Origin of the sequence: Pseudonocardia nematodicida, assembly GCF_040105385.1 — a bacterium.
Lineage (GTDB): Bacteria > Actinomycetota > Actinomycetes > Mycobacteriales > Pseudonocardiaceae > Pseudonocardia > Pseudonocardia nematodicida.
Genome location: NZ_JBEDNQ010000001.1, coordinates 59,195 through 82,688, shown reverse-complemented (window position 1 = coordinate 82,688; position 23,494 = coordinate 59,195). Strand labels below are relative to the sequence as shown.

Below are 23,494 nucleotides of genomic sequence, written 5' to 3'. Positions count from 1 at the left end.
ACTGCCGCCGTCTCCCCGGGAGCCCCGTTGCACGACCGCACCCGCTTCGTCCGCGACCGCCTGCGCCGCTTCCGCCTGGAACATCTGGGCCGCGCGCTGTACCGGGACTCGCGCCCGCTGACGGTGCAGGCGTGGACCGCGCCGGGCGAGCCGATCGGATTCGACGAGGCCACCGGACAGACCTTCGCGCCGTTCCCGGTCGGGCGCGGGCACGCCTCGGCGTGGGGACGCCCGTGGGGCACGGTCTGGTTCCACGCCACCGGTGAGGTCCCGGCCGACTGGCGGGACGTCCCCGGGACGCGCGTCGAGGTCGTCGTCGACCTGGGGTTCAACAGCGGCAACCCCGGCTTCCAGGCCGAGGCGACCGCGTGGAGCGCCGACGGCCGGATCCTCAAGGGCATCGAGCCGCGCAACACCCACGTGCCGGTCACCGGCGGGGACGTCGACCTCTACCTGGAGGCCGCGGCCAACCCGCACATCTCCGAGCACGGGTGGTTCGTCCCCACCGACCTCGGCGACCCGGAGACGGCCGGGGACGACCCGCTCTACCAGCTCGCGAAGGTCGACGTCGCGCTGCTCGACGAGACGGTCTGGGAGCTGGAACGCGACCTCTGGGTGCTCGACGGCTGGCTGGACCGGCTCGACCCGGAGTCGGCCCGGTTCGCCAACATCGTCTCGGCCGTCGAGGACGCGCTCGACGCCATCGACCCGCGCGACCTCACCCGCACCGCGGGCCCGGCCCGGGAACGGCTCGCCCCCGCGCTGGCCGCACCCGCGCACGCCAGCGCGCACCGGGTCGTCGCCACCGGGCACGCACACATCGACTCGGCCTGGCTGTGGCCGGTCCGCGAGACCGTGCGCAAGTGCGCGCGGACGTTCTCCAACGTGCTCGCCCTCGCCGAGGAGCACCCCGACCTGCGGTTCTCCTGCTCGTCGGCCCAGCAGTACCAGTGGATCCGGGACACCTACCCGGAGCTGTACGAGCGGCTGAAGGCGGCGATCGCCGCCGGCACGTTCGTCCCGGTCGGCGGGATGTGGGTCGAGTCGGACACCAACATGCCCGGCGGCGAGGCGCTGGCCCGCCAGCTCGTCGAGGGCAAGCGGTTCTTCCTCGACGAGTTCGGCGTCGAGCCGCGGGAGGTGTGGCTGCCCGACTCGTTCGGCTACACCGCCGCGCTGCCGCAGCTGGTCAAGGCCGCCGGGTCCCGGTGGTTCCTCACCCAGAAGATCTCCTGGAACGACACCAACCGGATGCCGCACCACACCTTCGACTGGGAGGGCCTGGACGGAACCCGGGTGTTCACCCACTTCCCGCCCGTCGACACCTACAACTCGGAGATCTCGGCGTCCGAACTGGACCGTGCGCAGCGGCAGTACCGGGAGAAGGGCCGGGCCGCCACCTCGCTGGTGCCCTTCGGCTGGGGCGACGGCGGCGGCGGGCCCACCCGGGAGATGCTCGGCGCCGCGCGCCGGCAGGCCGACCTGGAGGGCGCGCCGAAGGTCCGGGTCGGGACGTCGGAAGAGTTCTTCACCGAGGCCGAGGCCGAGTACCCCGACCCGCCGGTCTGGTCCGGCGAGCTCTACCTCGAGTACCACCGCGGCACCTACACCTCGCAGGCCCGCACCAAGCAGGGCAACCGGCGCAACGAGCACCTGCTGCGCGAGGCCGAGCTGTGGGCGTCGACCGCGACCGTGCGCACCGGCGCGCCCTATCCGGCCGACGACCTGCGCCGGCTGTGGCAGCTGGTGCTGCTCCAGCAGTTCCACGACATCCTGCCCGGCAGCTCGATCGCCTGGGTGCACCGCGACGCGGAGCGCAATCACGCCGCCGTCTCCGCCGAACTGGAGACGATCATCGCGGCAGCGCTGGCGCAGCTGGCCGGGGACGGCGACGTCCCGTTGCGCGCCAACGCCGCCCCGCACCCGCACGACGGCGTCGCCGCACTCGGCGTCGGTCCGGCCGCGATCCCGGACCGGCCCGCGACCGTCACCCGGTCCGACGGCGGCAGCCGGCGCATCGACGACGGCCGGCTCGCGGTGACCGTCGGCGACGACGGCCGCATCCACGCCGTCGACGACCTCGTCGCGGGCCGGTCGGTGCTGGCCCCCGGCGAGACCGCGGGGCTGCAGCTGTTCCAGGACATCCCGAACGAGTGGGACGCCTGGGACGTCGACCGGCACTACCGCCGGGTCGAGATCGAGCTGCCGCCGGCCACGGCGGTGGAGGAGATCCCGGGCGGGGTGCGGGCGACCGTCGTGCACGGCGAGAGCACGATCGCCCTGGAGTACACCGTCGCCCACGGCCGGCTCGAGATCACCGTGCACGCCGACTGGCAGGAGCGTCAGAAGCTGCTCAAGCTGGCGTTCCCGCTCGACGTGCACGCCGAGCGGGCCACCTCGGAGATCCAGTTCGGGCACCTGCACCGGCCGCTGCACGCCAACACGTCGTGGGACGCGGCCCGGTTCGAGACCTGCGCGCACCGGTTCGTGCACGTCGGCGAGCCCGGCTACGGGGTGGCGGTCGCCAACGACGCGACCTACGGCCACGACGTCACCCGGCACACGCGCGCCGGGGGCGGCACGACGACGCTGCTGCGGATGTCGCTGCTGCGCGCCCCGCAGTTCCCGGACCCGCAGGCCGACTCGGGCGAGCACACCCTGCACGCCACGGTCACCCCCGCCGCGACGATCCCGGACGCGGTGCGCGAGGGCTATCGGATCAACCTCGGCGTCCGGGAGCTCACCGGCGCCGGCCCCGTCGAACCGCTGGTCGCCGTCGAGGGCGACGGGGTGGTCGTCGAAGCGGTGAAGCTCGCCGACGACGGCAGCGGCGACGTGGTCGTCCGGCTCTACGAGGCGCACGGTGACCGGGCCTCGGCCCGTCTCGACCCCGGCTTCGACTGCACCGGCGCGGTCGAGACGGACCTGCTCGAGCGCACCCTCGACACCCCGCGCGCGCTGGGCGACGAGCTCCGGCTGACCTTGCGTCCGTTCCAGATCGCCACAGTGCGGCTTCGCCGCCTGTGAGTGGTTTTCGTGGTCAGGACCACGAATACCACTCACAGGCGCGGAGCGCCTCCCTCGCAACGATGCGAAAGGACGGTCCCCGATGGCACCGAGATTCTCCCGGCGCTCCCTGCTCGCGGCGGGCGGAGCCCTGCTCGCCGCCCCGGCGCTCGGCGCGTGCGGCACCGACGCCCGGGCCCCGGGGCAGCTGCGGGTGTCCTACCAGCAGTGGGGGTCGGCCCGGGCGGTCGGTGACTACATCGAGGGTGCCGCGGCGGAGTTCATGGCGGCCCGGCCCGGGACGTCGGTCGAGGTCGTGCCGATCGTGGCCGCGGAGAACGACTTCTTCACCAAGAACGAGCTGATGATGGCCTCGGCGCGCACCACGCCGGACGTCGCGTTCGAGGACACCTTCATCCTCCGGGCCGACATCGGAGCCGGCTACCTGCGCCCGCTCGACGAGTATGTCGAGAACTGGCCACAGTGGAGCGAGTACGTCGACATCGCGCAGGACGCGGTCCGCGGCGAGGACGGGAAGGTCTACGGGATCCTCGGGCCGACCGACACCCGGGCGATCTGGTACCACCGCGACGTCCTGGCCGCCGCCGGGATCGAGCTGCCGTGGGAGCCCCGCACCTGGGACGACCTGCTCGACGCCGCGCGGGCCATCCGGGACCGGGTGCCCGACGCCGTCCCCGCGGTGGTCTACGCGGGCAAGGCGCAGGGCGAGAAGGCCAGCATGCAGGGCCTGCAGATGCTCACCGTCGGCACCGACTCGGTGCTCTACGACGAGGACTCGCTGCGCTGGACGACCGGTGCCGCCGGGATGCGCCAGGCCCTGGGCTTCCTGCACACCCTCTACGGCGAGGGACTCGGACCCCCGCTGCAGCTCGCACTCGACCCGAACCTCACCGAGACCGTCTACCAGACCTGGATGCCCGAGGGGACGGTCGGTTTCGTCGTCGACGGCAACTGGATCGCCCAGCGCTGGGACCCGGGTGCGGCCGGCGAGTGGCCCGAGTGGTCCGAGAAGCTCGGCCTGACCCGGATGCCCACCCGGCTCGGCCAGGGCGAGGGGTTCGTGACGCTCTCCGGCGGCTGGGCCTGGTCGATCCCCCGGCTCGCCCCCGACCCGGACAGCTCCTGGGAACTGATCGAGACGCTGCTGTCCACCGAGAACGCGCTGCGGTGGACGATCGCCGAGTCCAAACTGGCCAACCGGCGCGACGTCATCGAGCACCCGGACTACCAGGACTACTCCCCCGCGGCCGGGTTCTTCACCGACCTCGTGCCGCACGCCGACTACCGGCCCGCGACGGCGGCCTACCCGCAGATCTCCTCGGCGATGCAGGCGGCGACCGAGGACGTCATGCTCGGCGCGCTGAGCCCGGAGGCCGCCGCGGACGCCTACGACGCCGCGCTGATCGACATCGTCGGGGTCGAGCAGACGGCTCCGGAGGTGCGCGCGTGACCGCGACCGTCCCTCCACCGCCGCACACACCTCCACCGCACACCCCACCGCGGCAGCCGACGCCGCTGCGTCGCACGCTGCTCCGCGGCGGACCGCTCGTCCCCGCCGTCGTGCTGCTGGTGCTGTTCCTCGCCGGCCCGGTCGTCTACAGCGTCTACCTGGCCTTCACCAACGAGGCGCTGCGCGGCGACGGCGCCGACGAGACCTCGTTCGTCGGGCTCGGCAACTTCACCGACGCACTGACCTCGCCGGACTTCTGGAACTCGGCCGGGCTCACCCTGGTCTTCACCGTCGTCTCGGCGATCATCGGGCAGAACCTGCTCGGGCTGATGCTGGCGATGCTGATCCGCCGCGCGTCCAAGCCGGTCGGCACGATCACCGGCGCGATCGTGGTCGGGGCGTGGATCCTGCCCGAGGTCGTCGTCGGCTACCTCTGGTACACCTTCCTCGCCGGCGACGGCTCGCTGAACGCCCTGCTCGGGCTGTTCGGCCTGCCCGACCAGGAGCTGCTGACGGCATTGCCGATCATCGCGGTCTCGTTCGCCAACATCTGGCGCGGCACGGCGTTCACCATGCTCGTCTACACCGCCGCGCTCGCCGAGATCTCCCCGGACATCGAGGAGGCGGCGACGATCGACGGCGCCGGCCCGGTCCAGCGGTTCTTCGAGCTGACCCTGCCGCTGATCCGGCGCGCGGTCGCGACCAACCTGATGCTGATCACCCTGCAGACGCTGTCGGTGTTCGGGCTGATCTACGTGATGACCGCCGGCGGGCCCGGCACGTCGAGCCAGACGCTGCCGCTGTTCATGTACGAGCAGGCATTCAGCTACGGCCAGCTCGGCTACGGCACCGCGGTGGCCCTGCTCCTGCTGCTGATCGGCGGCGTCGCCTCGCTCGGCTACCTGCGGCTGCTGGCCAAGGAGGACTCGTGACCGTCACCGCGCCCGCCCCCACCGCCCTGGACGACCCGCCCCCGCTGTCACCGGCCCCGAAGCGCCGGAAGCCGAACGCCGCCGACGCGGTCCTGATCGCGATCGGTGCGTTCTTCTGCATCCCGCTGGCCTGGGTGGTGCTGGCCTCGTTCGACGGCGAGGCCTCGCTCTCGGTCGCCTGGCCGGCCGACGCGACCCTGGACAACTACGCCGCGGTGCTGAACACCGAGACCACATTCCGTCCGATGTGGAACTCGATCGTGCTCTGCGGCGGCGCCACGGTGATCACCGTGGTCTGCGCGGTGCTCGCGGCCTACCCGCTGTCCCGGTACAGGAGCCGGGCGTCCCGCCCGTTCCTGCTGACGATCGTGTTCGCCACCGGCCTGCCGATCACCGCGATCATGATCCCGGTCTACGCGCTGTTCGTGCAGGTCAACCTGGTCGACTCGATGCCGGCGGCGGTGCTGTTCCTGGCGACGTCGGCGCTGCCGTACGCGATCTTCCTGACCAAGGGGTTCATGGACGGCGTGCCGCTGGAGATCGAGGAGAGCGCCTGGACCGACGGCGCGACGATGCTGCGCACGCTGTGGGAGATCGTGCTGCCGCTGATGCGCCCGGGCGTCGCCGTCGTCGCGATCTTCACGCTGGTGCAGACGTGGGGGAACTTCTTCGTCCCGTTCATGCTGCTGCTCTCGCCGGAGAAGCTGCCCGCCGCGGTCAGCCTGTTCACCTTCTCCTCGCAGTACGGGCAGGTGGCCTACGGTCAGCTCGCGGCGTTCTCGATCCTCTACTCGGCGCCGGTGGTGATCCTCTACCTGCTGATGGGACGACGGCTGGGGACCGGGTTCGCGGCGGCGGGCGGGTTGAAGGCCTGACGGCCCTGTGAGTGGTTTCCGTGGCTCTGGCCCCGAGAACCACTCACGGGTGGCGCAGCCGCCTATATCAGCAGCGTCGAAGGCCGCGCCGAGAACGCGTGCTCGAGCATCAGGCACCCCGCCCCCACGACGGCCGCGTCGTCGCCCAGCACGCTGCCCCGCACGGTCACCTCGTGCACCCGTCGCGCCTCGGTCGTCGCGGCGACGACGTCGCGCAGGATCGGCAGGACGACCGGCGCCGTGCGCGACCACACCGGGCCGCCCGCGACGACCGCGCCGACGTCGAGCGCGTTGCACAGGGTCACCGCGGCCCGGGCGAGGCTGGTCGCGCTGCGCTCGAGCACCGCACGCGCGGCCGGATCGGTCGCCGCGGCGGCGCAGAGCCGGGTGAGCGCGGCGTCGACCTCCCGGTCGGAGGCGCCGGGCGGTAGCGGCTCCAGCACACCGGCGGTCGCGCCCTCGGCGACCATCGTCCGGGGTGCGGTGGCCGGGCCGACGCAGCCGGGCTGCCCGCAGTGGCAGGATCCGCCGCCGGGGACCGTGAGGTGCCCGATCTCCCCGGCGTTGCCGGTGCTCCCGGGCAGCAGCTCGCCGTCGACCACGAACCCGGCGCCGATCCCGGTGCCCAGGTAGAGGAACACGAAGTCTGCCGGGTCGGGGTCCTGCCACAGCTCACCGAGGGCGGCGGCCGCGGTGTCCTTGTGCATGACGACCGGCAGTCCGGTCGCCTCCCGGACCAGTTCACGCAGCTCCACCCGGTCCCAGCCGGGCAGCAGCGGCGCCCCGAGGACCGCGCCGGCCGCGGTGTCGACCGGGCCGGGCGTCGCGATCCCCGCTCCGAGCACCCGCTGCGGGTCGACGGAGCCGGTGACCTCGGCGACCGCGGCCGCGATCGCGTCGGCCAGCTCGGCCGGTGACGTCGCGGAGGCGGCGACGGTGCGCCGGGACGCGACCACCGAGGCGGTCAGATCGACCAGCGCCACCGAGGTCACCGTCGGGTCGATGTGCACCCCGACGGCGAACCGGCCACCGGGCTCGAGCCGCAGCGGCGCCGGCGGGCGGCCCCGGCCGTACGGGCCGGGCGGCGGTGGCGCCTCACCGACCAGCCCCCGCTCGGCCAGCCGCCGCACGATGTTGCTGATCGACTGCGCGGAGAGCCCGGTGCGCTCGGACAGCTCCACCCGGGACAGGCCGTGCCGGGCGCGCCGCAGCGCGTCCAGCACGACCGCCTGGTTGAAGTCGCCGAGCCGGGGCAGGTTCGCGCCCCGGCGGGCCCGTGCCCCGGTCAGGATCAGGCCCCGACGCGCTCGATGATCAGCTCCCGGACGCGCTTGGCGTCGGCCTGACCCTTCGTCGCCTTCATGACCGCACCGACGATCGCACCGGCGGCCTGGACCTTGCCGCCGCGGATCTTCTCCGCGACGTCGGGCTGCTCGGCCAGGGCCGCGTCGACGGCGGCGACCAGCGCACCCTCGTCGGAGACGACCTTGAGACCGCGGGAGGCGACGACCTCGTCCGGCTCACCCTCGCCGTCCAGCACCCCGTCGACGACCTGGCGGGCGAGCTTGTTGGTCAGCTCCCCCTCCGCGATCAACGCGATCACCCGCGCCACCTGCGCCGGGGTGATCGCCAGGTCGGCGAGCTCCACGGAGCGGGTGTTGGCCTGCTGAGCGAGGTAGGAGACCCACCAGGAGCGGGCCTCGCCCGAGGGCGCCCCCGCGGCGACGGTGGCCTCGACCAGCTCCAGCGCACCGGCGTTGACCAGGTCGCGGATCTCCTCGTCGGAGATCCCCCAGTCGTCCTGGATCCGGCGGCGCCGCTCCCACGGCAGCTCCGGCAGGGTGCCGCGCAGCTCCTCGACCCACTCGGCCGACGGCGCGATCGGGACCAGGTCGGGCTCCGGGAAGTACCGGTAGTCCTCCGAGGTCTCCTTGCGCCGCCCGGCCCGGGTGTGCCCGGTGGACTCGTCGAAGTGCCGGGTCTCCTGGACGATCTCGCCGCCCGCGTCGAGCACGCCGGCCTGCCGGCTCATCTCGTGCCGGACCGCGCGCTCCACCGACCGCAGCGAGTTGACGTTCTTCGTCTCGGTGCGGGTGCCGAGCACGCCGCTGCCCGACGGCGACAGCGACAGGTTGACGTCGGCCCGCATGGACCCCTGGTCCATCCGGACGTCCGACACGTCCAGGGACTTGATCAGGTCGCGCAGCGCGGTGACGTAGGCGCGGGCCACCTCCGGCGCGCGGGCGCCGGTGTCCGGGATCATCTTCGTGACGATCTCGATCAGCGGGACGCCGGCCCGGTTGTAGTCGAGCAGCGAGTGGTCCGCACCGTGGATGCGGCCGTCGGCGCCGCCGACGTGCAGCGACTTGCCGGTGTCCTCCTCCATGTGCGCGCGCTCGATGCCGATCCGGACGACCTCGCCGTCGTCAAGGGTGAGGTCCAGGAACCCGTCGACGGCGATCGGCTCGTCGTACTGCGAGGTCTGGAAGTTCTTCGGCATGTCCGGGTAGAAGTAGTTCTTCCGGGCGAACCGGCCCCACGGGGCGATCGAGCAGTTCAGCGCCAGGCCGATCCGCATCGCGGCCTCCACCGCGGCCCGGTTGACGACCGGGAGCGCGCCGGGCAGGCCCAGGCAGACCGGGCAGACCTGGGTGTTCGGCTCGGCACCGAACCCGGTCGGGCAGCCGCAGAACATCTTGGTGCGGGTGGAGAGCTCCACGTGCACCTCGATGCCGAGCACCGGGTCGAAGCGGGCGACGACGTCGTCGAAGTCGACGAGATCGAGAGACGCGGTCATGCGGTCACCTCCGGAACGCGCGCGATCAGCGGACCGCCCTCGTCGGCGTCGCGGGCGGCCTCGAAGGCGGCCCCGACGCGGTACATGACGGCCTCGCCGAGCGCCGGTGCCATCACCTGCAGGCCGGTCGGCAGCCCGTCGGACAGGCCCGAGGGCACCGACATCCCGGCCACGCCCGCCAGGTTGGTCGGGATGGTGGCCAGGTCGTTGAGGTACATCGCCAGCGGGTCGTCGATCTTGTCCCCGATGGGGAACGCCGACGTCGGCGTGGTCGGCGAGACCAGCACGTCGGCCTGGGCGAACGCGGACGCGAAGTCCCGGCTGATCAGCGTGCGGACCTTCTGCGCCTGGCCGTAGTAAGCGTCGTAGTAGCCCGACGACAGCGCGTAGGTCCCGAGCATGATCCGGCGCTTGACCTCGGGGCCGAAGCCCTGCTCGCGGGTGTTGGCCATGACCTCCTCCGCGGACTTCCCTTCCGCGGCGCGCAGGCCGTAGCGCATGGCGTCGAACCGGGCGAGGTTCGACGACACCTCGCTGGGCAGGATCAGGTAATAGGCGGCCATGCCGTACTCGAAGTGCGGGCAGGACACCTCCACGAGCTCGGCGCCGAGCTTCTCCAGCCGGCGCAGCGCCGCGTCGTACGACGCCCGGACGCCGGGCTGGTAGCCCTCGCCGCCCAGCTCCCGCACGACCCCGACCTTCAGCCCGGACAGGTCGCCGTCCGCGCCCTCCTTCGCGGCCGCGACGACGTCGGGCACCGGCCGGTCGATGGAGGTCGAGTCGCGCGGGTCGTGCCCGCCGATGACCTCGTGCAGCAGCGCCGCGTCCAGCACGGTCCGCGCGCACGGCCCGGCCTGGTCCAGCGACGACGCACACGCCACCAGCCCGTAGCGGGAGACGCCGCCGTAGGTGGGCTTGACGCCGACGGTGCCGGTGAAGGCGGCCGGCTGCCGGATCGAGCCGCCGGTGTCGGTGCCGATCGCCAGCGGCGCCTCGAACGCGGCCAGCGACGCGGCCGACCCGCCGCCGGAGCCGCCCGGCACCCGGGTGGTGTCCCACGGGTTGCGGGTGACGCCGTACGCGGAGTGCTCGGTGGAGGAGCCCATCGCGAACTCGTCCATGTTGGTCTTGCCCAGGATCGTGATCCCGGCCGCGCGCAGCCGCTCGGTGACGGTCGCGTCGTACGGCGGCTGCCAGCCCTCGAGGATCTTCGAGCCGCAGGTGGTGGGCATGTCGGTCGTCGTGAAGACGTCCTTGAGCGCCAGCGGGACGCCCGCCAGCGGGGACTCCGGGGCCTCGCCGGCGGCGATCCGCTCGTCGACCAGCGCCGCGCTCGCCAGCGCGGACTCCGCACCGACGTGCAGGAACGCGTGCACAGTGCCGTCGACGGCGTCGATCCGGTCCAGATGCGCCTGCGCGGCCTCGACCGCCGAGACCTCCCGGGAGTGGATCTTCGATGCCAGCTCGGCCGCCGTGAGGCGGGTCAGGTCGCTCACTGCTCCTCCCCGAGGATCCGCGGGACCCGGAACCGGCCCTGCTCGGCGGCCGGCGCGCCGGCGAGCGCCTGCTCCTGGTCCAGACCGGGGCGCGGCTCGTCCGGCCGGAAGACGTTCTCCAGCGGGACGGCGTGCGACGTCGGCGGGATGTCGTCGGCGGCGACCTCCCCGACCCGGGCCACCGACCCGATGATCACGTCGAGCTGGCCGGCGAAGACGTCCAGCTCCTCGTCGGTGACGGCCAGGCGGGCCAGCCGGGCGAGGTGCGCGACCTCGTCACGGGTGATCACCCCGCCCGGGGACGCGGCGGAATCGGCGGTCATGCCCCTCCTCGGTTCCAGCGCTTCTCGGTTCGTGCGCTGCTCGGTTCTTGCGCTGCTCGCGGGCGGCTCCGGTCCCGGGGCTCCGGGCCCGGCGGCGGTGATCGTCCCGGCGGCGCCGCGGACCCGGAGCCGCGGCTGCCCGCGACGTCCGGGCGACGAGGTGCGGGTGCTCGGAACACCGCCCGACACGCCCTCCTCGAGGAGGTGTGCGCCGGTGTCCGGCCAGTCTATTCCCGCCGGTCCGGGGGCCGACCGCCCCCCGGCAGGCAGGAGCCGGGGCAACGGCGCTCACGGTGGTCGTCCGTGCCACCGCGGTGAGTGACCGGGGACGTGATGACCACGAGCCGTGCCGGGTGGCAGGATCACGGGGCCCGCCCGGTGGATGCCGCGGCGCCGTGTCCCACGGTGCCGGGATCGTCCGTGGCGGCGTCAGCGGCGTGCCGTGGACCGGCGCGTGTCCGAGCAGAGGAGGGAAACGCCCGTGTCGTTCCTGCTCCGGGTCATCCTCCCGGACAAGCCCGGCAACCTCGGTGCCGTGGCGTCCGCGCTCGGCGGGGCCGGCGCGGACATCCTCAGCGTGGACGTCGTGGAGCGCGGCGACGGCCAGGCCGTCGACGATCTCGCGGTGGAGCTGCCGTCCGGCCGACCGCCGGACGTGCTGATCACCGCCGCGGAGTCCGTCCCGGGGGTCACCGTGGAGTCGGTGCGCCCGCACACCGGGCACCTGGACACCCACCGCGAGCTGGAGCTGGTCGACGAGATCGCCGGCGACCCGGGGCACGGACTGGACCTGCTCGCCGCCGAGGTGCCCCGGCTGTTCCGCGCCGGCTGGGCGCTGGTCGCGGTGAGCGAGCACGGCCGCTCCTACCGGATCGCGGAGAGCTCCGCGGCGCCGGAGACCCGCACCGGGGACCTGCCGTGGCTGCCGCTGGACCGGGCGATCGCGCTGGAGGACGGCCACTGGGTGCCCGATCCGTGGCGGGCGATGGACACCGAGCTGGCCGCGGCGCCGTTCGGGACCGGGAGCCCGCCCAAGACCCTGGTGGTGGGACGCCCGGGTGGTCCGGTCTTCCGGCCGTCGGAGCTGGCGAGACTGGCGCACCTGTCCGGGATCGTCGCGACGGTCCTGAAGGCCTGAGCGGCCTCCCCGCCGGGCGCCGCCTCCCACGAACGGCGTCCGGCCCATCGCTCCGCCGGCGGTGGACGGAGCAGCCTCAGACGCGGATGGAGAGGGCGGTGCGGACGAGGTCGTCGTTGCCGGTGGCCAGCCAGCCGTCCGGCCGGACCAGGACGTCCTCGAACCCGATCCGGGTGTCGATGTTGACCCGGGTCGCGTACTCCAGCACCGGCCAGGCGCCCTCCTCCTCGCCGTGCAGCAGCACGGGGACGGGCGGCTGGCCGAGCGCGCGCAGGATGCGGATGCCCTCGGCGACGGCGGTCTCCGGGTCGATCACGGTGGACTCCGCGATCACCCGCCGGGTGCCGGGCGGGAGCCCGTTCTGGCGGAGGGTGACCGCGTCACCGCTGGTCCAGACCCCGAGCTCGACGGCGATGCCGACCGACCAGGCGGCCTGGCAGACGTCGGTCCAGCCGGCCTCGTGCACGTTGACCCCGCACACGTCCGGCTTGCCGGAGCCGAGCCGGCCCCAGGCCAGGACGGTCTCGACCCGGTCCTTCGGGTCGGGCTGGATCCAGCGCCCGGTCGGGACGCCGATCTCGACGCCCGGCGCCTCCTGCCGGATCAGCGCGACGACGTCGCCGACGACCGAGGGGTCGATCGTCTCCTGACCGCGCTCGTCGCGCGGGTGGACGTGCACGGAGGTGACGCCGAGGCGGGCGACGGAGCGGGCGTCGCGGGCCAGGTGCCGGGCCAGGACCGGGAGCGCGGGGTGCGCGTCCGCCGGTCGTGACCCGTTGAGCGCCGCCTGCAGCACCGTCGTCCTCCGCTCGCACGTCCCGCTCGCCACCCGGTGATCTCCGGGATCGTTCCGCCGAGACTAGGCGGTGCCGCGCAGACGGTCGCGGGCGGACGCGCCCACTCGATGGTGTCGTCGCCGTCCGGCGGGTCACCGGCGCCGGACGGAGACACGCCCGGTGAACGGGCGGTCACGCACGGCGTGCCAATCCGGACGAACCGGCCCGGTCGACGACGCCGTGCGTGGCGTCGCTCACTCGCCGGCGGCCTGTTCCCGGGCGGCGTCGGGCCCGCGGTCGAGCAGCACGTCGAAGCCGGCCTCGTCGAGGACCGGAACACCCAGCTGGACGGCCTTCTCGTACTTCGAGCCCGGGGCCTCGCCCGCGACCACGAACGCGGTCTTCTTCGACACCGAGCCGGCGGCCCGGCCGCCGCGGGCCATGATCGCCTCCTTCGCCTCGTCCCGGGACCAGGTCTCCATCGAGCCGGTGATGACGATCGACAGGCCTTCGAGGAACCGGGGCACGGACGCGTCGACCTCGTCCTCCATCCGGACCCCGGCCGCACGCCACTTCGCGACGACCTCGCGGTGCCAGTCGACCGAGAACCAGTCCCGCACGGCCGCGGCGATCGTGGGGCCGACGCCGTCGACGCCGGCGATCGGGGCCAGCGCCTCGGCGACAGCCTTCGCCCGGGCCCGCGCCCCGGCCTTCTCCTGCTTCTCCGCCTCCGCGACGGCGGCCTCGGCCGCGTCGACCTCGGCCGCCTCGGCCTCGGCCGCGTCGGCGTCCCCGCGCGCCTCCGCGGCGGGCCCCGGGCCGTCCTCCTCGCCCGCCGTCCCGTCCGAGACGATCTCCACACCGGCCGCCTCGGTGCCTTCCTTCGCCCGGGCGGCCGCCTCCTCCAGCGCGTCCATCGACCCGAACTCGCGGGCCAGCGCCTGCGCCGCGGTCGGCCCGACGTGCCGGATCGACAGCCCGACCAGCGCCCGCCACAGCGGGCGGTCCTTCACCGCCTCCAGGTTGGCGAGCAGCTTGCCGCCGTTGGCCGACAGCGCGCCCGCCTTGGTGCGGAACAGGTCGGTCCGCAGCAGGTCGTCGGAGGTGAGCGAGAAGACGTCGCCCTCGTCGGACAGCACGCCCGAGGTGAGCAGCGCGACGGCCGCCTCGTAACCGAGGCCCTCGATGTCGAACGCGCCGCGCCCGGCCACGTGGAACAGCCGCTCGCGCAGCTGCGCCGGACAGGAGCGGGCGTTCGGGCAGCGCCGGTCGACGTCGCCGGCCTTCTGCTGCACCAGCGCCGTGCCGCACTCGGGACAGTGCGTGGGCATCACGAACGCGCGCTCGGAGCCGTCGCGCAGGTCGGTGACCGGGCCGAGCACCTCGGGGATGACGTCCCCGGCCTTGCGGATGACCACCGTGTCGCCGATCAGCACGCCCTTGCGGCGGACCTCGTCGGCGTTGTGCAGGGTCGCCAGCGACACCGTGGACCCGGCGACCTTGACCGGCTCCATCTGCGCGAACGGGGTGACCCGGCCGGTGCGGCCGACGTTGACCTGGATGTCGATCAACTTCGTGGTCGCCTGCTCGGGCGGGTACTTGTAGGCGATCGCCCAGCGCGGGAAGCGCGAGGTGGCCCCGAGCCGGCGCTGCAGTGCGACCTCGTCGACCTTGACCACCACACCGTCGATCTCGTGCTCGACGTCGTGCCGGTGCTCGCCCCAGTACCCGACGAACTCGACGACCTTCTCGATCCCCCGCAGGACCTTCGTCCGCGGCGAGATCGGCAGACCCCAGGCGACCAGGGCGTCGTAGGCCTGGGACTGCGTCGTCGGGGTGAAGCCCTCCCGCTTGCCCAGGCCGTGACAGATCAGCTTGAGGTTGCGCGACGCGGTGACCCGCGGGTCCTTCTGACGCAGCGACCCCGCGGCGGTGTTGCGCGGGTTCGCGAACGGCTCCTTGCCCGCCTCGACGAGCGAGGCGTTGAGCCGGTCGAAGTCCTCCAGCCGGAAGTAGACCTCGCCGCGGACCTCGACGAGCGTCGGGACGGGGAACTCGTCGGTCCCGGTGAGGGTGACCGGCACCTCGTCGAGGGTGCGCATGTTGAGCGTGATGTCCTCGCCGGTGCGCCCGTCCCCGCGGGTCAGCGCGCGGGTGAGCGTGCCGTCCTCGTAGAGCAGGTTGACCGCCAGCCCGTCGATCTTGAGCTCGCAGAGGTAGTGCAGGTTCTCCCCGACCTCGCGGGTGACGCGTTCCTGCCAGGTGCGCAGGTCGTCGCCGGAGAAGGCGTTGTCCAGCGACAGCATCCGCTCGAGGTGGTCGTGCGCGGTGAACTCGGTGGAGAAGGTGCCGCCGACCTTCTGGGTGGGCGAGTCGGGCGTCGCCAGCTCGGGGTGGTCCGCCTCGAGCGCGAGGAGCTCGTGCCACAGCTCGTCGAACTGGCCGTCGGAGACGACCGGGGAGTCCAGCACGTAGTACCGGAACTGGTGGTCGGCCACCTCGGCGGCCACCGTCGCGTGCCGGTCGCGGGCCTGCTGGTCGGACTGGGAACTCACGAGCGGGAGGTTAGTCCTGCACCCCGACAGTCACCTGCCGTCCGCCCGGTCGTGGGCGGCGGCGGGCGGACGTAGCGTGACCCGGATGGACGACCAGGCCGTCGAGCTCGCGCACCGGATGTTCGACCTGGCCCGTTCCGGTGACGGGCAGCTGATCAGCTACCTCGACGCGGGGGTCCCGGTCGAGATCACCGACCCGAAGGGCGACACGCTGCTGATCCTGGCGTCCTACCACGGTCATCCCGGGGTGGTGTCCGCGCTGCTGGAGCGGGGCGCGGACCCGGACCGCACCAACGACCGGGGCCAGACCGCGATCGCCGCGGCGCTGTTCGCCCGGTCGGCCGAGGCGGTGACGGCCCTGCTCGACGCCGGCGCCGACCCGCACCACGGCAGTCCGTCGGCCTGGGCGACCGTCGAACACTTCGACCTGCCGGACATGCGCGCGGTCCTGGAGAAGACGCTTGACAGCTAGGTAAGCCTTGCCTAATGTCTGCGGTGTCGCTTCGTGGTGGGAGCGGCGCGTCAGTTCGGGACGGACGGCCCGGTCGCACAGCGCGTGCGACCGGGCCGTTCCCGTTCGGACCCGTTCGGGCACTGTGAACCCCGTGCTGCGTCTCGGATTCCCCGTCATCGGCGTCACCGACCTCGACCGTGCGGCCGCGTTCTGGTCGGCCGCCCTGCACCTGACCGTCTCCGGCGAGTGGGCGAGCGACGGCTGGCGCACCCTCGCCGGCCCGGACGGCGGCCGTGTCCTCGGGTTGATGCGCAGCGTCTCCCCGCCCGAGCCGCGCCCGCGGATCCACCTCGATCTGCTCGTCGACACCACCGACGAGCAGCGCGCGGAGGTCGAGCGGCTGCTGGCGCTCGGCGCGACCGATCCGGGCTGGGAGGACTACCCGGCCGAGCCCGACTTCGTGGTGCTGGCCGACCCGGACGGCAACGTGTTCTGCGTGATCGACCTCAGCCGGGCCCCGTCGGGCGGCTGAGCCCCACCGGGACCGATCCTGTCGGGGGTCACACCTATCCTGGAGCACGTGACCGACCCGCAGGACGCCGCCTCCATCGACAAGCGAGTCGTCGGCGAGACCGCGCGCCGGCGCACCTTCGCCGTCATCTCCCACCCCGACGCGGGCAAGTCCACGCTCACCGAGGCCCTCGCGCTGCACGCCGAGGTGATCGACTCCGCGGGTGCGGTGCACGGCAAGTCCGGCCGCAAGGGCGTCACCAGCGACTGGATGGAGATGGAGCGCGCCCGCGGCATCTCGGTGTCGTCGGCGGTGCTGCAGTTCGTCTACCGCGACAACGTGATCAACCTGCTGGACACGCCCGGCCACGGCGACTTCTCCGAGGACACCTACCGGGTGCTCGCGGCGGTCGACGCCGCGGTGATGCTGCTCGACGCCGCGAAGGGCCTCGAGCCGCAGACCCTCAAGCTGTTCGACGTCTGCCGCTCCCGCGGCGTCCCGGTCATCACCTTCGTCAACAAGTGGGACCGGCCCGGCCGGGAGGCCCTGGAACTGCTCGACGAGGTCGAGCAGACGATCGGCCTGCGGCCGATGCCGCTGACCTGGCCGCTGGGCATCGCGGGTCAGTTCAAGGGCCTGATCGAGCGCGAGACCGGCGAGTACACCGCCTTCACCCGGGCCGCCGGCGGGGCGACCAAGGCGACCGCGACCGTCGTCGACGCCGAGACCGCCGCCGCGCAGGAACCGCAGTACTGGTCCGACGCGCAGGACGAGCTGGGCCTGCTCGACGAGATCGGCGCGAGCTGGGACGAGAAGGACTTCCTCTCCGGCTCCGCGACGCCGGTGCTGTTCGGGTCGGCGCTGTCCAACATCGGCGTCGCCCGGCTGCTGGACACCCTCGTCGAGCTGGCGCCCGCGCCCGCGGCCCGGCCGGACTCCGAGGGCAACGACCGCCCGCTCTCCGCACCCACCTCCGGCCTGGTGTTCAAGGTCCAGGCGGGGATGGACAAGGCGCACCGGGACCGGATGGCGTTCCTGCGGATCTGCTCCGGCCGCTTCGAGCGCGGGATGATCCTTACGCACGCCACGACCGGGAAACCGTTCGCCACCAAGTACGCCCAGTCGGTGTTCGGTTCCGAGCGCACGACGGTGGAGGAGGCGTTCCCCGGCGACATCGTCGGCCTGGTCAACGCCACCGCGCTGCGCCCCGGGGACACCCTCTACGCCGCCGACCCGGTCGAGTTCCCGACCATCCCGGCGTTCGCGCCGGAGTACTTCGCGGTGATCCGCGCCAAGGACGCCGGGAAGTACAAGCAGTTCCGTAAGGGGATCGAGCAGCTCGGCAACGAGGCGGTCATCCAGATCCTCCGCTCGGACCTGCGCGGTGACCAGGCGCCGGTGCTGGCCGCGGTCGGTCCGCTGCAGTTCGACGTCGTCACCACCCGGCTGGAGACCGAGTTCAACGCGCCCGTGACGCTCGACCGGCTCCCCTACCAGGTGGCCCGGCTGACCGACGCCGAGGCCGAGGTGACGCTGTCCGCCCAGTCCGAGTGCGAGGTGCTGCGCCGCGACTCCGACGGCGAGTACCTGGCGCTGTTCTCGAACAAGTGGCGGATGGACATCATCCGGAAGAAGTTCCCGGACCTGCGATTCGAGGCGATGCCGGCGGGTTCCACGGTCTCGTAGCGGCCCGGCCCCGGCTGCGGGCTCAGCTCGCGAGGACGAAGAACTCCAGCGCGTTGCCGTCGGGGTCCTGGAACGACAGCGCGTCCCCGTAGTCGGCTTCGACGATCCCGCTGTGCGCGACCCCGATGCCGTCGAGGTGGTCACGCCACTGCTCCAGTTCGGCGCGATCGGACACACCGAACCCGACATGATCCATGCCCGGCGCCGACGCGTCGAACGCCGCTCCGGCATCGACGGCGTCGTGCCGGGTCAGCCCGAGCAGCTGGCCGGACGGCAGCGCGAACACCCGGCGCCGGAACGGGCCGTCGGTCATGGTCATCGCCGGCTCGTCGCCGATCAGCCGGGTGTACCAGGGCTCGCTGACGTCCAGGTCGGTCACCGACAGGGCGAGGTGGTGGATCGCGGGGAAGGTGGGCACGAGCGGTCTCCTGTTCTGTGTGCGGGATCAGGCCGGTAGTTCGGCGGCGCTGCGCATCTCGGTGAGCGCGGTCGCGTTCAGCGCACCGCGCTGGGCCCCGAGCTCCTCGTAGGCCTGCTTCCGGAGCCGGTTCACCGAGCCGAGCGGACGGTGCGCGGCCAGGCCGTTCCACGGCCGGAAGGCGAGCCGGTCGTCGGCGAACACCCGGCGGGCCGCCGAGTAGGCGTCCTGCGGCGGGAACCGGACCGTGGCGACGGCGCGGTAGGGGCTGAGCTCCTGTGGCCAGTCGACCGAGGCGTCCTCGACCGGCATCGCGTCGGCGTCGGTCCGCAGTTGGACCCCGAGCTCGAACACCGTCTCCCGGGTCGAGGTCCAGTCGACGAGCAGGTCGCGCAGCACGCTGCGCGGGTCGTCGTCGGTGACCTCGCGCCGCGCCAGCGCCCGCTGCCCGTCGGTGCCCGGGTGCAGGCCGATCTTGGCGACGTAGTCGCCGTACCGGAACACGCCCTGGGTGTAGTACGCGTGCCCCAGCGGGTGGATGTTGGCCAGCCGGCCGAACGCGGTGAGGGTCTCGGCGTCGGGCCGCCGCGCGACCTCCTCGTCGATCCCCTCGGGCCGGGAGAAGTTCCGTTCCCGGATCTCGGCCAGCTCCATGAACGTCCGCGCGGTGCCGAGCGGCAGGATCGGCAACGTGTTGAACAGCAGGTCGTGGACCCGGTGGTCGGGGTCGGTGGGGTGCATGGTCTCGCCGTCGACGCCGAAGACCTTCAGCGCGAACCCGCGCGCATTGGGCGTGCGGTCGTCGTCGAGCTGGCCGGTCTCGGTCGCGATCCGTGCGACGACGTCGTAGGTCGCCGGGCGGACGAACAGGCCCTGGGCCAACTCGGGCGCCAGGTCGTCGTGCACGGTCAGGGTGCCGCGCAGCACGCCGTGGCTCTTGGCGTGCGTCGCGGACACCCCGTGCCGGTGCAGGTCGGCGGTCATGGCGTTGGTGCGCAGCATGGCGTCGATGCAGCGCCGGACGTGCTCGGACTCGTCCGGCTGGATCCGCTCGACGTCGTCGGTGTACGGGATCGGTGGCACACGACCCGACTACCCGGGCGGGGCCGGGACATGCGCCCCGGTCAGGTCGCCCAGCCGCCGGAGACCGGTACGACCTGCCCGGCCATGAAGTCGCTGGCCCCGGACGCGAGCGCCAGCGCCAGCTCGGCGGCCTCGCGGCCCTCGCCGAGCCGCCCGGCCGGGATCTGCGACTCGAACGACTCGCGCACCGCGTCGTCGGCCAGCATCTCGTCGGTGTAGTACATGTTGTTCTTGATGTGTGCCGGGCCCAGGGCGTTGACCTGCACGTTGTGCGGTGCCGCCTCGGCCCCGACGACCTGGACGAACGCGTTCTGCGCCCCGCGCGCCGCGGAGTAGACCGCCAGCCCCGGGATCGCGCGCACCGGGGTCGCGCTGGTCGCGGCGACGATCTTGCCCGAGCCGCGGGCGGTCATCGCCGGCAGCGCGGCCCGGATCACCCTCATCAGCGGCCAGACCAGCTCGTCGAGGTAGTCCTGGAACTCCTCGTCGGCGAACTCGGTGACGTCGCCGATCATGCTGGTGACCGGCATCCGCCGGTGCGGGCCGGCGAAGTTCGCGACGAGCACGTCGATCTCCCCGGCCGCCGCGACGACCTCGGCGGCCGCGCCCGGGGCGGCGGCGTAGTCGGTGGTGTCCGCGACGACGTCCGCTCCCTCCGCGCGGAACAGGTCGACCACCGGCGGGCCGATGTAGCGGTCGGCGTGGGTGACGAGCACCCGCTTTCCCTCGAGTCGTCCACTCACGACCCGATCGTCCCGTTCGCCAGGCGGGTCCGCATCCGGAAGGACCGGCGTCAGAAGTCGCCGGAACAGGTCGAGCCGGGGCAGGTGGGGAGCGCCGACACCGCGGGCGGCACGAGGTGCACCGACGGTCCGAGCCCGGCCGGGGCCGGGCCGGCGACCGCGGTCAGCACGAACACCGCCGTCCACACCAGGCCGCCGGCCAGGCCGACGACCGACAGGCCGGCACCGGAGACGGCCAGCCGGCCGCCGCGGGGGCGCTCGTGCACGGCACCGATGGTCCCCACCACGAGCCCGGCCAGCGCCAGGACCAGCCCCACCGACACCAGCGCCAGCCCGACCATATCCGGGGCCGACCGCACGGCCAGCACGACGGCGGCGACGACCGACAGCAGGCCGAGCGCACCACAGGCGACCGAGGCCGTGCCGGGACCGCGCTGCCGCGGTGCGGCACGGGCGTCGGCGCGGTTCATCGGCACAGCATCGGGGTCACGTGCCCTGCGGTGCAGGTGGGACCGGCGGAGATCATCAGTTCTGGGGAGGGGCGCCCCAAGACCTGCCACGACGCGTGTCGGCTCCACTCCGGGCCGCGGTGCGGGCTGCTGCGTGGTGGTCACGAGCACTGAGTCGGCGCACGGTGATCCGGTCGTTGCGACCACCGACGAAGATCGTCAATTCTGCGGAGTCCGGTGCCCGGCCCACCGGAGGCCTACGGTGGCCCGCATGACCTCCACCCCTGACAAGGCAGCCCGGCTGCAGGCCCTGCACTCCGCGCCCGAACTGCTCCTCGTCGTCAACGTGTGGGACGCGATCACGGCGAAGGTCGTCGCCGAGACGGCCGGGACGACCGCGCTGGCGACCGCCAGCCACGGCATCGCGGCGTCGCGGGGCTACGAGGACGGCGAGAACATCCCGCGCGACGAGATGATCGCCGAGGTCGGGCTGATCGCGCAGGTCGCCGGGGACCTGCCGGTCACCGCGGATCTCGAGGCGGGCTACGGCGACCCGGGCGGCACGATCGCCCGGGCGATCGACGTCGGCATCGTCGGCGCGAACCTCGAGGACCAGATGAAGCCGCTCACCGAGTCGGTGAAGGCCGTCGAGGCCGCGGTCGCCGCCGCGGAGTCCGCCGGCGTGGACTTCGTGCTCAACGCACGCACCGACGCGTTCCTGAAGGCCGGTGACAAGGACCCGTCGGCCGTGCTGGACGAGGCGATCGAGCGCGGCCGGGCCTACCTCGACGCCGGCGCGTCGAACTTCTTCGTGCCCGGCAAGCTCGACGAGACCCAGGTCGGACGGCTCGTCGAGGCGCTGGGGGAGCGGAAGGTCAACCTGATCGGCATCCCCGGCTCGATCCCGCTCGCGACCGCGCAGCGGCTGGGCGTGGCCCGGGTCAGCTACGGCCCGTGGAGTCAGAACGTCGCCCTCACCGCGCTGGCCGGGCTGGCCGAGGACGTCTACGCCGGCGGCAGCCTGCCCGCCGGCACCCGCAAGCTCAACTGAGGCGCTCCGCGCCCGTGAGTACTTTTCGTGGTCCTGACCACGAAAAGTACTCACAGGTGGCGCAGCCGCCTACATCGAAGGCGCATCCGCATTGGACGGCGTGACCGTCTGGGCGACGAGCGCGTCCCAGTTGCGCAGGATGTACTCCCCCGTGCGCTGGGACAGCGCGCCGATCGTCGACGTCGGGTTGACCGCGGCACCGGTGGTGAGCGTGCTGCCGTCGCAGACGAACAGGTTCGGCACGTCCCAGGTCTGGCACCACTTGTTGAGCACCGAGTCACCGGGGTCGTTGCCCATCCGGCAGGTCCCCATCAGGTGCCAGGCCGGCGGCGGGTAGAGCACCCCGGTGTCGTTGGTCTCCACCGCCCCCACCGCGCGGGTGGCCTCGAAGATCTTCTCGATCCCATACTTCGCGAGTGCGACGTCGTTCTCGTGCAGCTCGTAGTTCACGTGCGCCGCCGGAAGCCCCGACGAGTCCGTCACGTCGTGGTTCAACGTCACCGTGTTCGACTCCACCGGCAGGTCCTCACCGAACATGAAGACCATCAGGTGGTTGGCGAAGTGGTTGTCGAAGAACTCGCGGTGCGTCGAGCCCCACGGCGCGGTGTAGCCGGTGTGCGTGCCCATCGCCGCGTACGCGGGCCCGAAGCTGCGCGCCACCTGCATGCCGAAACCGTTGACGAATCCCCTGCTCACGTCGGTGTGATAGAACTCGTGGCTGTACAGCGGCGCCCCGAACGAGCCCTTGAAGCCCTCGACGGGCTCGTCGAACCACGAGTCGCAGAACGCGAACACGTGGTGCATCAGGTACTTGCCGACGATCCCGTTGGAGTTCGCCAGCCCGTCCGGGTGCCCCTTCTGCGCGCTCTGCAGCAGCAGCCGTGGCGACCCGATCCCGTTCGCCGCCAGGACGACGATCTTCGCCCGGACCTCGTGCCGCTGCCCGGTGTCGCGGTCGATGTAGGTCGCGCCGGTGGCACGACCGCCGGAGGCGTTGATCGTCTCGACCCGGGCCATCGTGCGCAGGTCCGCGCCGTTGCGGATGGCGTAGGGCCAGTGCGCATTGGCCGGGGTGGACAGCGATCCGGTGGGGCTGCCGGAGAGCTCGTTGCCCATCGCCACGTCGGCGTCGCGGTTCTCCCGGGGCACCGTGATGATCGCGTTGTCCGACGGCCACCAGTGCCAGCCCAGGTCGCGCGAGGCCTTCGCGTACTTCAGCCCGAGCTTGCCCGGCAGCACCTCCGGGTCGCGGACCGCCTGCTTGCGGTCCGGATAGGACGGATCGCCGATCCGGCCGGAGATGCCGTAGATCTCGTCGTTCTCGTCGTAGAACGGGGCGAGGTCCTCGTAGCTGATCGGCCAGTCGATCGTGCCCTCGAGGCCGTGCTCGGTGCCCTTGCGGAAGTCGACCGGCTTGTAGCGCGGCCAGTGCCCGGCGTAGTGGACCGTCGAACCGCCGACGTTGTTCATCATGTACGGCGTCGTGGTGCCGGTGACCGGATAGTCCTCCGGCAGCTGGCGCACGTTGGGGTCGTACGCCCAGCCGCGCTGCTTCTCCAGCTCCCACTCGTCGTGGTAGTGCGGGTGCTCGCTGGGCTTGACCCACGGCCCCTGTTCCAGGCAGACGACCTTCACACCCGCCTTGGCCAGCTTCAGCGCGATCCCGGCGCCGCCCGGCCCCGCCCCGATGATCAGGACGTCGGTCTCCTCGTATGCAGCCATGACGTGCC

Annotated in this window: 20 protein-coding genes; 9 read left to right on the top strand and 11 right to left on the bottom strand. The window is 72.8% G+C overall.

Annotated features, from left to right (window positions below):
- The first annotated feature begins 27 nt into the window (after positions 1-27).
- The 4 genes from WIS52_RS00375 to WIS52_RS00360 all read left to right on the top strand — a co-directional run bounded on the left by WIS52_RS00375 (position 28) and on the right by WIS52_RS00360 (position 6,284).
- Positions 28-3,027, top strand: coding sequence for an alpha-mannosidase (locus WIS52_RS00375; protein ID WP_349296005.1), 3,000 nt, complete (start codon positions 28-30; stop codon positions 3,025-3,027).
- Positions 3,028-3,109: 82 nt separating this feature from the next.
- Positions 3,110-4,477, top strand: a complete 1,368-nt coding sequence (locus tag WIS52_RS00370) for an extracellular solute-binding protein (protein ID WP_349296004.1) — start codon at positions 3,110-3,112, stop codon at positions 4,475-4,477.
- Positions 4,474-5,409, top strand: coding sequence for a carbohydrate ABC transporter permease (locus WIS52_RS00365; protein ID WP_349296003.1), 936 nt, complete (start codon positions 4,474-4,476; stop codon positions 5,407-5,409). Before WIS52_RS00370 ends, WIS52_RS00365 begins: the two co-directional genes overlap by 4 nt.
- Complete coding sequence (locus WIS52_RS00360) at positions 5,406-6,284, top strand: carbohydrate ABC transporter permease (RefSeq protein WP_349296002.1); 879 nt, start codon at positions 5,406-5,408, stop codon at positions 6,282-6,284. Before WIS52_RS00365 ends, WIS52_RS00360 begins: the two co-directional genes overlap by 4 nt.
- A gap of 62 nt (positions 6,285-6,346) precedes the next feature.
- Here WIS52_RS00360 and WIS52_RS00355 read toward each other — a convergent pair whose 3' ends face one another.
- The 4 genes from WIS52_RS00355 to gatC all read right to left on the bottom strand — a co-directional run bounded on the left by WIS52_RS00355 (position 6,347) and on the right by gatC (position 10,900).
- Complete coding sequence (locus WIS52_RS00355; protein WP_349296001.1) at positions 6,347-7,507, bottom strand: ROK family transcriptional regulator; 1,161 nt, start codon at positions 7,505-7,507, stop codon at positions 6,347-6,349.
- Positions 7,508-7,575: 68 nt separating this feature from the next.
- A complete protein-coding gene (gatB, locus tag WIS52_RS00350) occupies positions 7,576-9,081 on the bottom strand; it encodes an Asp-tRNA(Asn)/Glu-tRNA(Gln) amidotransferase subunit GatB (RefSeq protein ID WP_349296000.1) in 1,506 nt (501 codons plus the stop codon).
- Positions 9,078-10,577 (bottom strand): Asp-tRNA(Asn)/Glu-tRNA(Gln) amidotransferase subunit GatA, encoded by a 1,500-nt coding sequence (gatA, locus tag WIS52_RS00345; protein ID WP_349295999.1) that lies wholly within the window; start codon positions 10,575-10,577, stop codon positions 9,078-9,080. The genes gatB and gatA overlap by 4 nt, the downstream gene beginning before the upstream one ends.
- Positions 10,574-10,900, bottom strand: a complete 327-nt coding sequence (gene gatC, locus WIS52_RS00340) for an Asp-tRNA(Asn)/Glu-tRNA(Gln) amidotransferase subunit GatC (RefSeq protein ID WP_349295998.1) — start codon at positions 10,898-10,900, stop codon at positions 10,574-10,576. The genes gatA and gatC overlap by 4 nt, the downstream gene beginning before the upstream one ends.
- Positions 10,901-11,381: 481 nt before the next feature.
- Between gatC and WIS52_RS00335 the strand changes: the two genes are divergently transcribed.
- On the top strand, positions 11,382-12,038 hold the full coding sequence (locus tag WIS52_RS00335) for an ACT domain-containing protein (RefSeq protein ID WP_349295997.1): 657 nt from the start codon (positions 11,382-11,384) through the stop codon (positions 12,036-12,038).
- Positions 12,039-12,114: 76 nt separating this feature from the next.
- Here WIS52_RS00335 and WIS52_RS00330 read toward each other — a convergent pair whose 3' ends face one another.
- Entirely contained in the window at positions 12,115-12,867 is a 753-nt protein-coding gene (locus tag WIS52_RS00330; RefSeq protein ID WP_349295996.1) for a 3-keto-5-aminohexanoate cleavage protein, read from the bottom strand.
- Positions 12,868-13,068: 201 nt separating this feature from the next.
- Complete coding sequence (gene ligA, locus WIS52_RS00325) at positions 13,069-15,369, bottom strand: NAD-dependent DNA ligase LigA (RefSeq protein WP_349295995.1); 2,301 nt, start codon at positions 15,367-15,369, stop codon at positions 13,069-13,071.
- A gap of 85 nt (positions 15,370-15,454) precedes the next feature.
- On the opposite strand from ligA, the gene WIS52_RS00320 reads away from it, so the two are divergent.
- The 3 genes from WIS52_RS00320 to WIS52_RS00310 all read left to right on the top strand — a co-directional run bounded on the left by WIS52_RS00320 (position 15,455) and on the right by WIS52_RS00310 (position 18,020).
- Entirely contained in the window at positions 15,455-15,841 is a 387-nt protein-coding gene (locus WIS52_RS00320; RefSeq protein WP_349295994.1) for an ankyrin repeat domain-containing protein, read from the top strand.
- Positions 15,842-15,974: 133 nt separating this feature from the next.
- Positions 15,975-16,355: a VOC family protein gene (locus WIS52_RS00315; RefSeq protein WP_349295993.1), complete on the top strand. Its 381-nt coding sequence runs from the start codon at positions 15,975-15,977 to the stop codon at positions 16,353-16,355.
- Between the two features lie 48 nt (positions 16,356-16,403).
- Positions 16,404-18,020, top strand: a complete 1,617-nt coding sequence (locus WIS52_RS00310; RefSeq protein ID WP_349295992.1) for a peptide chain release factor 3 — start codon at positions 16,404-16,406, stop codon at positions 18,018-18,020.
- A gap of 22 nt (positions 18,021-18,042) precedes the next feature.
- Here the strand turns inward: WIS52_RS00310 and WIS52_RS00305 are convergent, their stop codons facing one another.
- From WIS52_RS00305 to WIS52_RS00290, 4 genes are read right to left on the bottom strand one after another with little or no spacing between them, the layout of a single operon-like run.
- A complete protein-coding gene (locus WIS52_RS00305; protein WP_349295991.1) occupies positions 18,043-18,438 on the bottom strand; it encodes a VOC family protein in 396 nt (131 codons plus the stop codon).
- A 27-nt stretch (positions 18,439-18,465) separates the two neighbouring features.
- Positions 18,466-19,521, bottom strand: coding sequence for a catalase family protein (locus tag WIS52_RS00300; RefSeq protein ID WP_349295990.1), 1,056 nt, complete (start codon positions 19,519-19,521; stop codon positions 18,466-18,468).
- Positions 19,522-19,562: 41 nt separating this feature from the next.
- The gene (locus WIS52_RS00295) at positions 19,563-20,264 is read right to left on the bottom strand and encodes an SDR family NAD(P)-dependent oxidoreductase (RefSeq protein WP_349295989.1); all 702 of its coding nucleotides are present in this window, start codon (positions 20,262-20,264) and stop codon (positions 19,563-19,565) included.
- Positions 20,265-20,314: 50 nt separating this feature from the next.
- On the bottom strand, positions 20,315-20,734 hold the full coding sequence (locus WIS52_RS00290; RefSeq protein ID WP_349295988.1) for a lysophospholipid acyltransferase family protein: 420 nt from the start codon (positions 20,732-20,734) through the stop codon (positions 20,315-20,317).
- A 250-nt stretch (positions 20,735-20,984) separates the two neighbouring features.
- Here WIS52_RS00290 and WIS52_RS00285 point away from each other — a divergent pair, with 250 nt between their 5' ends.
- Positions 20,985-21,764, top strand: a complete 780-nt coding sequence (locus tag WIS52_RS00285; protein WP_349295987.1) for an isocitrate lyase/PEP mutase family protein — start codon at positions 20,985-20,987, stop codon at positions 21,762-21,764.
- Between the two features lie 69 nt (positions 21,765-21,833).
- On the opposite strand, the gene WIS52_RS00280 is transcribed toward WIS52_RS00285, so the two are convergent.
- Positions 21,834-23,486: a GMC family oxidoreductase gene (locus WIS52_RS00280; RefSeq protein WP_349295986.1), complete on the bottom strand. Its 1,653-nt coding sequence runs from the start codon at positions 23,484-23,486 to the stop codon at positions 21,834-21,836.
- Between the last annotated feature and the right edge of the window lie 8 nt (positions 23,487-23,494).